Annotated in this window: 9 protein-coding genes and 2 pseudogenes; 4 read left to right on the top strand and 7 right to left on the bottom strand. The window is 70.3% G+C overall.

Annotation, left to right across the window (positions count from 1 at the left end; translation table 11 throughout):
- Nucleotides 1-127: 127 nt before the first annotated feature.
- The 7 genes and pseudogenes from ribA to DEJ17_RS17190 all read right to left on the bottom strand — a co-directional run.
- Nucleotides 128-757: pseudogene (ribA, locus tag DEJ17_RS17220) on the bottom strand (GTP cyclohydrolase II); the annotation flags it as partial.
- Between the two features lie 29 nt (nt 758-786).
- Entirely contained in the window at nt 787-1869 is a 1083-nt protein-coding gene (ribD, locus tag DEJ17_RS17215; RefSeq protein ID WP_258366887.1) for a bifunctional diaminohydroxyphosphoribosylaminopyrimidine deaminase/5-amino-6-(5-phosphoribosylamino)uracil reductase RibD, read from the bottom strand.
- A gap of 91 nt (nt 1870-1960) precedes the next feature.
- Complete coding sequence (locus DEJ17_RS17210; protein ID WP_181421273.1) at nt 1961-2515, bottom strand: GNAT family N-acetyltransferase; 555 nt, start codon at nt 2513-2515, stop codon at nt 1961-1963.
- Between the two features lie 2 nt (nt 2516-2517).
- A complete protein-coding gene (gene trpS / locus DEJ17_RS17205; RefSeq protein ID WP_110895609.1) occupies nt 2518-3528 on the bottom strand; it encodes a tryptophan--tRNA ligase in 1011 nt (336 codons plus the stop codon).
- Nucleotides 3529-3568: 40 nt separating this feature from the next.
- Nucleotides 3569-4411 (bottom strand): exodeoxyribonuclease III, encoded by an 843-nt coding sequence (locus DEJ17_RS17200; protein WP_110895607.1) that lies wholly within the window; start codon nt 4409-4411, stop codon nt 3569-3571.
- Between the two features lie 127 nt (nt 4412-4538).
- Nucleotides 4539-4811, bottom strand: a complete 273-nt coding sequence (locus DEJ17_RS17195; RefSeq protein WP_110895605.1) for an HPr family phosphocarrier protein — start codon at nt 4809-4811, stop codon at nt 4539-4541.
- Between the two features lie 69 nt (nt 4812-4880).
- Entirely contained in the window at nt 4881-5651 is a 771-nt protein-coding gene (locus DEJ17_RS17190) for a DeoR/GlpR family DNA-binding transcription regulator (protein WP_027466423.1), read from the bottom strand.
- Between the two features lie 251 nt (nt 5652-5902).
- Here DEJ17_RS17190 and ptsP point away from each other — a divergent pair, with 251 nt between their 5' ends.
- The 4 genes and pseudogenes from ptsP to DEJ17_RS17170 form a co-directional block, all read left to right on the top strand.
- Nucleotides 5903-7561 (top strand): phosphoenolpyruvate--protein phosphotransferase, encoded by a 1659-nt coding sequence (ptsP, locus tag DEJ17_RS17185; RefSeq protein WP_110895603.1) that lies wholly within the window; start codon nt 5903-5905, stop codon nt 7559-7561.
- A 69-nt stretch (nt 7562-7630) separates the two neighbouring features.
- Nucleotides 7631-9190 (top strand): PTS mannitol transporter subunit IICB, encoded by a 1560-nt coding sequence (locus tag DEJ17_RS17180; RefSeq protein WP_110895601.1) that lies wholly within the window; start codon nt 7631-7633, stop codon nt 9188-9190.
- 88 nt (nt 9191-9278) lie between these two features.
- Nucleotides 9279-9716 (top strand): PTS sugar transporter subunit IIA, encoded by a 438-nt coding sequence (locus DEJ17_RS17175; RefSeq protein WP_071244331.1) that lies wholly within the window; start codon nt 9279-9281, stop codon nt 9714-9716.
- Nucleotides 9713-9929, top strand: a pseudogene (locus tag DEJ17_RS17170) (mannitol-1-phosphate 5-dehydrogenase); the annotation flags it as partial. The gene DEJ17_RS17175 and the pseudogene DEJ17_RS17170, both read left to right, overlap by 4 nt.

Genomic DNA, 9929 nt, shown 5'->3' with positions numbered 1-9929 from the left:
AGATGTGTATAAGAGACAGGTTGAGGGGGGACCGCTTGTGACGGAAGCCCGATCATACGACAGATGTCGCCTGCCTGCGAATCAGCCCAGAGTCAGCTGGTCGCTGCGGTGGACGGTCGGGGCGGACTCAGGCGCCCGCGCCGGCCCCCGCTTCGAGGTGCTCGGGCAGCTGGTGGCCCATCCGGTCGCGCTTCGTGTCGAGGTAGGCGGCGTTCTGTGCCGAGACACCGACGACGAGCGGCACGAGGGAGTCGACGGTGATGCCGTGCTCCTCGAGCTGGCGGCGCTTCTCCGGGTTGTTCGACAGCAGCCGCACCCGGGTGATGCCGAGGTCGGCGAGGATGCCCGCGGCACCCCCGTAGGCGCGGGAGTCGGCGGGCAGTCCGAGCGCGAGGTTCGCGTCGAGGGTGTCGAGCCCGTCCTCCTGCAGGCGGTAGGCCTTGAGCTTGTTGATGAGGCCGATGCCACGCCCCTCTTGCCCGCGCAGGTAGATGACGACGCCGCCCTCGGTGGCGATCGTGTCGAGCGCGGCGTCGAGCTGAGGGCCGCACTCGCACTTGAGTGACCCGAAGGCCTCGCCGGTCAGGCACTCGGAGTGCACCCGGACGAGCGCGCCGTCGGTGGGCAGCGAGCCGTCCGGCGATGCACCGATGATCGCGACGTGCTCCGCGCTCGTGACGAGGTCGCGGTAGGCCCGCATCTGGAACGTGCCGTGGGTCGTCGGGACGTTCGTGGACACCTCGAACTGGACCGGGCTCCCGGGTGTGGGGGAGGTCAACGCGTCGGTCATGTGGTGCTCCGGTCGTTCGTGGGCCCGTCGTCTCCGCGCCCGGGTGTCGCGTCGAGCTGCTGCTGGCGGTCGTGCTGGTCCTCGTGCTGCGGACGGTGCGGTCGGGCTCGGACCAGCAGGTCGGGGCCGAGGCTGGTGGTCGATAGTACGTCCAACCGCCGACGTTCGGAGATGCTTCCCACGCCCAGGTCGCCGAGCGCCACGCGGGGTCCGCCGAGCAGCACCGGGGCGATGTACACCAGGTACTCGTCGACGAGTCCGGCGGCGATGAGCGCCGAGGCGACCGTGGGACCACCCTCGACGAACACCGAGTGCACGCCGTGCCCGCGCAGTGCACCGAGCGAGGTGGCCAGGTCGTGTCCGGGCAGCGTGACGAGCCCGCGCGGGTGCCGGCGGACCGCGGCGTCGGCGGGCACCGGGCGGTCACCGAGCACCACGGCGAGCGGCTGGTCGGCGAGCAGTTCGCCGGCGTCCCCGCGCGCGGTCAGGCTCGGGTCGTCGGCGAACACCGTGCCGGTGCCGACGAGGATCGCGTCGTGGGCGGCACGCTGTTCGTGCACGTGCTGGCGTGCGGCTGCGCCGGTGATCCACTTGCTCGTGCCGTCGGCAGCGGCGGCACGCCCGTCGAGGCTGGACGCCCACTTGACGGTGACCCACGGCCGGCCGAGCCGGACCGAGAGCAGCCACCGCTCGAGGAACGCCTCGGCCTGGTCGGCCAGGACCCCGGAGACGACCTGGACCCCGGCGGCACGGAGCCGTTCGGCGCCGCCGTGCACGTCGGCTCCGGGATCGTCGATCGCGTAGACGACCCGGGCGATCCCGGCGTCGAGCAGTGCCACGGCGCACGGCCCGGTACGGCCGACGTGGTTGCAGGGTTCGAGGGTCACGACCGCCGTCGCGCCGCGCAGCAGTGCCGGGTCGACCTTGGCCATCGCGTCGACCTCGGCGTGCGGGGTACCGGCGCCCTTGTGCCACCCCTCGGCGAGGACCTCGCCGGTGGGGGAGAGGATCACGGCGCCGACGCGGGCGTGATCGCCGACGACGGGCCCGAGGGCCGCGAGTTCGAGCCCGCGGCGCATTGCCCGGACCTCGGTGGGTCGTGCCGTGTCGCTCACGGGCCGAGCCTACCGGCGGCGGTTGGGTGACACGTCACCACGGTTGTGAGCGCGCTCAGGCGACGGGCCAGGGGAGCTCGGAGGCAGGAGTGCCGTCGGCGCGTCGCAGTGCGGTCCACGCCGCCGTCGGGCCGCCGTCCCGGTCCGGTACCCGAGCTGCGCCGAGGCCGGTGTACGAGAACCCGGCCGCGCGGGCGACCGCCGCCGAGGCCGTGTTGCCCTGGTAGCACTCCCAGTAGACGTCCGGCGCATCCTGCTCGAAGGCCCAGCCGACGACGAGCCGGACGGCGTCGTGCATGAGTCCGGCACCCCGGGCAGACGGCGCGAGCCAGAACCCGAGGTCACGGCCGGCGGTGCGGTAGCTGATGATGCCCGCGAGCCACGTCGAACCGGCCGGTCGGATCGCCCACGTGTACTCGCGGTCCGAGGCCCACCCCGGTCCGACCAGGGCGTCGACGAAGGTCCGGGCATCCTGCTCGCGGTACGGCGTCGGGACCGTGGTCCACCGGACGATCTCCGGGTCCTGGCAGGCCTCGGTGATCGCCGCGGTGTCGGCGCGGGTGGGCAGGTCGAGCCGGACCCGCGCCGACTCGAGCGTGACGGGCTGCACGATCAGCCGCGCGATCGCGGGACGAACCCGATGCGGTCGTAGACGCGGGCCAGTGTCTCCTGCGCGATCGACTCGGCACGGGCGGCGCCGATCGCCAGCAGCCGGTCGAGCTCCGCCGGGTCGTCGAGCAGCTCGAGCGTGCGGGCGCGGACGGGTTCGAGCTCGGCCACGACCGCGTCGGCGACCTCGCCCTTCAGGTCGCCGTAGCCCTTGCCGGCGAACGATTCCTCGAGCGCGGCGATCGAGGTGCCGGTGAACGCCGACAGGATCGACAGCAGGTTCGTCACTCCGGGCTTGGCCAGGCGGTCGGCCCGGATCTCGCGCTCGGTGTCGGTGACCGCCGACTTGATCTTCTTCGCGGTGCGCTTCGGGTCGTCGAGCAGGCGGATGAGGCCGTTGTCCGACGCTGCGGACTTGCTCATCTTGCTGGTGGGGTCCTGCAGGTCGTAGATCCGCGCCGTCTCGGTCAGGATTCGTGCCTCGGGCGTGACGAACGTGTCGCCGAACCGTGAGTTGAAGCGTCCGGCCAGGTCGCGGGTCAGCTCGACGTGCTGTCGCTGGTCGTCACCGACCGGCACGACCCTGGTGTCGTAGAGCAGGATGTCCGCGGCCATCAGGATCGGGTAGGTGAAGAGCCCGACCGACGCGGCCTCGGCGCCCTGGCGTGCCGACTTGTCCTTGAACTGGGTCATCCGGCTCGCCTCGCCGAAGCCGGTCAGGGTGTTCAGCACCCAGGCGAGCTCGGCGTGCGCGGGCACGTGCGACTGCACGAACAGCGTCGCCTTGGACGGGTCGATGCCCGACGCGATGTACTGCGCAGCGGTTGCTCGGGTGTTCGCGCGGAGCTCGGCCGGGTCCTGGGGCGAGGTGATCGCGTGCATGTCGACGACGCAGTAGATCGCGTCGTGGTCGTCGAGCAGGGTCCTCCACTGCATGAGCGCCCCGACGTAGTTGCCGAGGTGCAGCGATCCGGCGGACGGCTGGATGCCCGAGAAGATGCGGGTCTTGGTCATGGTGGTGCTCCGGTGCGTCAGGTGAAGCGAGAGAAGAGGGTCAGAGTTCGTAGTCGACGACCACGGGGGCGTGGTCGGACCATCGCTGGTCGTACGCCGCGGCGCGGTCGACCGTGTACTCCGTGACCTTGGCGGCCAGGTCGGGGGTCGCCATCTGGTAGTCGATGCGCCAGCCCGTGTCGTTGTCGAAGGCCTGACCGCGCCACGACCACCACGTGTACGGGCCGTCGACGTCGCCGGCCTGGGCGCGACCCACGTCGACCCATCCGAGCCCGGGGCCCGTGGATCCGTCGGCACCCTCGACCGGTTCGCCGTCGGCGCCGAAGAACCGCGAGAAGTAGGCGCGCTCGCGCGGCAGGAAGCCGGCTCGCTTGACGTTGCCCTTCCAGTTCTTGATGTCGCGCTCGTCGTGCCCGACGTTCAGGTCACCGACGACGACGGCGAGCGGGTTGTGCTCGCGGAGCGCCGGCAGCCGCTCGGTCATGGCGTCCAGGAACTTCCACTTCTCGTCCTGCTTGGGGGTGTCGACCTCGCCCGAGTGCACGTAGGTGGAGACCACCGTGACGGTCGTCCCGCCGATCTCGTAGTCGGCCTCGAGCCAGCGGCCGGCGGAGTCGAAGTCGTCGGCGCCCAGGGCGACGCGGTGGATCTGGGCAGAGTGGCGCGAGGCGATCGCCACGCCGGCCCGGCCCTTCGCGGTCGCCGGGTCGTGCACGATGTCCCACTCGTCGCCGAGCAGCGCCGCCAGGTCGTCGCTCGACGCGCGCACTTCCTGCAGGGCCAGCACGTCGACGTCGCGGGTGGCGAGCCAGTCGCCCATGCCCTTGCGGAAGGCGGCGCGGACGCCGTTCACGTTGACGGATGCGAGGCGCAGGCGTGTCATGCATCACACCTTATCGGCGGGTGCCGACAGCCCTGGACGCCCCCACGGACGCACGGGAGGCACGGTGCCAGCTGGCACCGTGCCTCCCGTCCGCTCTGTGGTCGCGTGCAGGACGCGACCTGCGCGATCAGGCCGCGTCGTGGTCCGTCGAGAGGAAGTCGACCAGGCTGTCCGCGGTGGTCTCGGCGTCGTCACCCGAGACGGTGAGGATGACCTCGTCGCCGTTCTCGATGCCGAGCCCGAGCAGGGCGAGGATGCTGCCGGCGTTCCCGGACTTGTCGCCCTTGGCGATCGTGACCTGGTGCCCCGACGCCGTCACGGTCTGGACGAAGAGGGATGCGGGGCGAGCGTGCAGGCCGGATGCGCTGGCGACGGTCACGGTGCGGGTGGCTTCGGACATCGATGTACTCCTGTCGATGGGTGGTTGGCTCATGCTAGCGAGCGCTGGGTGGACGGGAACGGGGCGCGGTCAGGGTCGGCCGGGCCAGAAGACCTCGGTGCCGGCGGCCTCGACCTCGCGGACCAGGTCGAGGTTGACGGCGGGGTCGGTGATGATCGTGTCGATCGCGGCGAGCGGGGCGACGCGACCGAACTCCTCGCGGCCGAACTTGGTGTGGTCGGCGAGCAGGATGCTCCGTCGGGCGGACTTGATCATCGCGCTCTTCACGGCGGCCTCGGCCATGTTGTGGGTCGTCAGGCCGCGCTCCGGCGTGATGCCGTTGATGCTGATGAAGGCGACGTCGACGCTGACCATGCCGATGAGCTGGTGCGTCCAGGTGCCGACGCCGGCCAGGGAGTCGCTGCGGATGTTGCCGCCGAGCAGGTGCAGGTCGATGCCCGGACGGTTCGCGACGGCGGTGGCGACCGGCAGCGAGTGCGTGACGACGGTCAGCCCGCGGTCGGTCGGCAGCAGCTCGGCCAGGCAGATGGTCGAGGTGCCGGCGTCGATCATGATCGAGCCGTTCTCGGGTAGTTCCGCCAGGGCGGCCTCGGCGATGACCATCTTCTCGGTCTGGTTGATGCCGCCGCGGTCGCCGACGCCGGGGTGCAGGGTGATCCGCTCGACGGGGATCGCGCCGCCGTGCGCGCGACGGACGAGACCGCGGCGTTCCAGACTCGTCAGGTCGCGACGGATGGTCTCGGGCGTGACGGCGAGCAACTCGGCCAGGTCCTTGACGTCCACCCGGCCCTGCGCGCGCGCCTGCTCGACGATGCGCTGGTGGCGTTCTGGTGCGTACATCGGACCTCGTCGTCTCGGGTCGGAACGGAACGGACACGGTCGGGCACGACATGCGCGATGTCGTCCCCTGCGTTCGATCCGCCAGACGCAAACGGGCATCTGTTTCTGCATTTTTATCCCCGGATGTGTTTGTTTGTCAACGCGAAGCGGGGTAGTGTGCTGCTCAGCCGCACGGGCGTGGTCCGTTCCCGTGCCGCGTGCACCGAACGATCCACCCCACCGCAAGCGCGTGTGAGATGAAGGAGTCTCGAATGTCCGAACTGCTCGGCACCGGCGTCGGCCGTGGCGTTGCCCACGGCCCCGTGCTCCGGATGGCTGACCCGCTCGGCGAACCGTCGAAGGACGCCCTGGTGGGTTCGGCGGACGACGCGAAGCAGGCCGTGCACGACGCACTGGCCGCGGTGGCGGACGACCTGAACAAGCGCGGACAACTCGCCGGTGGCGACGCCCAGGCCGTGCTCGAGGCCCAGGCGCTGATGGCGCAGGACCCGACGCTCCTCGACGACGTGCACACGCGCATCGACGGCGGCACCAACGCCGAGCGCGCCGTGTACGAGGCGTTCGCCCAGTTCCGCGACCTGCTCGTCGGCATGGGGGGCTACATGGGGGAGCGCGCGGCCGACCTCGACGACGTCGCCCAGCGCATCATCGCCAAGCTCCGCGGCGTGCACGCCCCCGGTGTCCCCGAGTCGGACACCCCCTTCGTCCTCGTCGCCCGTGACCTCGCCCCGGCGGACACCGCGCTGCTCGACCTCGAGAAGGTCCTGGCACTCGTCACCCGTGACGGCGGTCCGACCTCGCACACCGCGATCCTCGCCCGCGCCAAGGGCATCACCGCCATCGTCGGCGTGACCGGCGCGGACGAGCTCGCCGACGGCGTCCACGTCGTCGTCGACGCCGCCACCGGGACGGTCGTCACCGACCCGTCCGAGTCGCTCGTGGCCGAGGTCGACCAGCGGATCGCGGACCGGCTCGCCGCCGCTGCCGCCCCGCTCACCGCCGGCGCCCTCGCCGACGGCCACGTCGTGCCCCTGCTCGCGAACCTCGGCAGCCCCGCCGACGCCGCCGGCGCCGTTGCTCTCGGTGCGGAGGGCGTGGGGCTCTTCCGCACCGAGTTCCTCTTCCTCGACTCGCCGAAGGCCCCCACGGTCGACGAGCAGACCGAGTCGTACCGCCAGCTCCTCGCGGCGTTCCCCGGCAAGAAGGTCGTCGTGCGCGCGCTCGACGCCGGCGCCGACAAGCCCCTGCCGTTCCTCACCGACAAGGACGAGGAGAACCCGGCCCTCGGACGCCGCGGCCTGCGTGCCCTGCGGAACCACCCCGAGGTCCTGCGCGACCAGCTCACCGCGCTCGCGCAGGCCGACGCCGCGACCGAGGCCGACCTGTGGGTCATGGCCCCGATGGTCGCGGACGCCGAGGAGACCGAGTACTTCGTCACCCTGGCCCGCGAACTCGGTATCCGGACCGCGGGTGTCATGGCCGAGGTGCCGTCGCTCGCGCTGATGGCCGAGCAGGTGTTCCAGAACGCCGACTTCGTGTCGATCGGCACGAACGACCTGACGCAGTACACGATGGCCGCCGACCGCATGCTCGGCACCGTCGCGTCCTACCAGGACCCGTGGCACCCCGCCGTCCTGCGCCTCGTCGCACAGCTCGGCGCCGCCGGCGCCACCGCCGGCAAGGCCGTCGGGATCTGCGGTGAGGCAGCAGCCGACCCGCTGCTCGCCGTCGTCCTGGTCGGTCTCGGCGCCACCACCCTCTCCATGACCCCCGCGGCCCTGGCCGACGTGCGCGCCGAACTCGGTCGTTACACGCTCGAACAGGCCCGCGAGATGGCGACGGCGGCACTCGCCGCGAGCACGGCGGCGGCCGCGAAGTCCGCCGCCGCGGCCGCGACGCACGCCGCCTGAGCCACCACCCCCCAGCACCACCCTTCCCATCACCACGCAGCAGCTCCACCACACAGAAAGTCACCGCACATGACAACGTCGTCCGTTGCAGCGCCCGACGCACCCGCGAAGTCGCGGGGCGGCGCACGCGTCGCCGTTCAGAAGTTCGGCACGTTCCTCTCCGGCATGGTCATGCCCAACATCGCGATCTTCATCGCGTGGGGCATCATCACGGCCTTCTTCATCGAGACCGGGTGGACGCCAGTGGGCGTCCTCGGCGGGTTCGGTGAGACGGCCGGTGTCGCCAACCCCGGCCTCGTCGGCCCGATCCTGACCTACCTGATCCCGCTCGCGATCGCCATCCAGGGCGGCCGGATGATCTACGACACCCGCGGTGCCGTCGTCGGGTCGATCATGACCATGGGTGTCATCATCGGGGCCTCCGGTACCACGATGATCCTCGGCGCGATGATCTGTGGCCCGCTCGGTGCCTACCTGATCAAGCAGATCGACCGGATCTGGGACGGCAAGATCAAGCCCGGCTTCGAGATGCTCGTGAACAACTACGCGGCCGGCATCCTGGGCTTCGTCCTCGCGATGATCGGGTTCTTCTGGCTCGCGCCGCTGTTCAAGCTCATCGCCGAGGGCCTCGGCTCCGCGGTGGACTTCCTCGTGCAGCACTCGCTCCTGCCGCTCGCCAGCGTCATCATCGAGCCGGCGAAGGTCTTCTTCCTGAACAACGCCATCAACCACGGTGTGCTCGACCAGCTCGGCGCGGCGCAGGTCGCCGAGTCCGGCAAGTCGATCCTGTTCCTGCTCGAGGCGAACCCCGGCCCCGGCCTCGGTCTGCTGCTCGCCTTCACCTTCTTCGGTGTCGGCATCGCCCGATCGACCGCGCCCGGCGCGATCATCATCCAGTTCTTCGGTGGCATCCACGAGATCTACTTCCCGTACGTGCTGCAGAAGCCGATCCTGTTCATCGCCGTCATCCTCGGTGGTGCCACGGGTGTCGCCACGAACGTCGCGTTCCAGTCCGGCCTCGTCGCCCCGGCATCGCCCGGCTCGATCTTCGCGGTGCTCGGTGCGACGGAGCGCAACAGCTTCCTCGGTGTGATCCTGTCGGTCATCCTGTCCGCAGCGGTGTCGTTCGCGGTGTCGTCCTTCTTCCTGCTCGCCAGCCGCAAGCGCGACCTGGCGTCCGGTAACGGTGGCGACATGAGCGCCGCGATGGCGAAGCTCCAGGCCAACAAGGGTCGCGACGTCAACTCGGCGACCTCGGGTCTGCTCGGCAACAACTCCCCGGCCAACGAGGAAGAGGCCGAGGCCTCCCTTGGCGGCGTCGGTTCGGCGAGCACGGCGACGGCGACGAAGGTCCAGAACCTGGTCTTCGCCTGCGACGCCGGCATGGGCTCGAGCGCCATGGGTGCCAGTGTCCTGCGCAACAAGATCAAGAAGGCGGGCATCGAAGGGGTCACGGTCTCCAACAAGGCGATCGCGAACCTGTCCGGTGACGAGGACCTGATCATCACGCAGGAGGAACTGACGGACCGCGCCAAGCAGAAGAACCCGAACGCGCAGCACGTGTCGGTCGGCAACTTCATGAACGCGCCGCAGTACGACCAGGTCGTCGAGCAGCTGAAGAACCAGTAACGCCACAACCAGTAACGAAGTGCAGTATCGGAGGGGACGGGGCTGACCCGTCCCCTCCATCACGTCCTCAACACAAGGAGAACCCCCGATGCCCGTCCTGCAGGAGAGCCAGATCCGCATCCACACCGAGGACACCGCGCCGACCAAGTCGGAAGCGATGAAGGAGGCGGCCGAGATCCTCGAAGCTGCGGGCGCGGTCACGGCCGACTACTACCCGGCGATGCTCGAGCGCGAGAAGAGCGTGTCCACCTACATGGGCAACTTCCTCGCGATCCCGCACGGCACCAACGACGCGAAGGACGCCATCAAGTCCTCCGCCCTGTCGTTCATCCGCTACGCCAGCCCGATCGACTGGGACGGCAACCCCGTGCGCTTCGTCGTCGGCATCGCCGGCGTGAACAACGAGCACCTCGACATCCTGTCGAAGATCGCGATCGTCTTCTCCGACGAGGACGAGGTCCAGAAGCTCACCGACGCCGCCGACACCGCGGCGATCCTGTCGATCCTCGGCGAGGTCAACGAGTGAGCACCAGCACCGCCGTCCACTTCGGCGCCGGCAACATCGGCCGCGGCTTCGTCGGGCTCCTGCTCCACGAGGCCGGGTACGAGGTCGTCTTCGCCGACGTCGCCGCCCCGCTCATCGACGCCCTGGCCGCAGCCGACTCGTACACCGTGCACGAGGTCGGGGCCGGCGCCCAGGACCATGAGGTCACGAACTTCCGCGCACTGAACAGCGCGC

Origin of the sequence: Curtobacterium sp. MCSS17_011 (assembly GCF_003224275.1) — a bacterium.
Classification (GTDB): Bacteria; Actinomycetota; Actinomycetes; order Actinomycetales; family Microbacteriaceae; genus Curtobacterium.
Note: the sequence above shows the minus strand (reverse complement) of the source record. Positions and strands in the feature narration are given on the sequence as shown.

Excerpts from the sequence above, each read along its gene's own strand:
- ribD (WP_258366887.1), bottom strand. The coding sequence starts at position 1,869 with ATGCGCCGCGGGCTCGAACTCGCGGCCCTCGGGCCCGTCGTCGGCGAT.
- trpS (WP_110895609.1), bottom strand. The coding sequence starts at position 3,528 with ATGACCAAGACCCGCATCTTCTCGGGCATCCAGCCGTCCGCCGGATCG.
- DEJ17_RS17200 (WP_110895607.1), bottom strand. The coding sequence starts at position 4,411 with ATGACACGCCTGCGCCTCGCATCCGTCAACGTGAACGGCGTCCGCGCC.
- DEJ17_RS17195 (WP_110895605.1), bottom strand. The coding sequence starts at position 4,811 with ATGTCCGAAGCCACCCGCACCGTGACCGTCGCCAGCGCATCCGGCCTG.
- DEJ17_RS17190 (WP_027466423.1), bottom strand. The coding sequence starts at position 5,651 with ATGTACGCACCAGAACGCCACCAGCGCATCGTCGAGCAGGCGCGCGCG.
- ptsP (WP_110895603.1), top strand. The coding sequence starts at position 5,903 with ATGTCCGAACTGCTCGGCACCGGCGTCGGCCGTGGCGTTGCCCACGGC.
- DEJ17_RS17180 (WP_110895601.1), top strand. The coding sequence starts at position 7,631 with ATGACAACGTCGTCCGTTGCAGCGCCCGACGCACCCGCGAAGTCGCGG.
- DEJ17_RS17175 (WP_071244331.1), top strand. The coding sequence starts at position 9,279 with ATGCCCGTCCTGCAGGAGAGCCAGATCCGCATCCACACCGAGGACACC.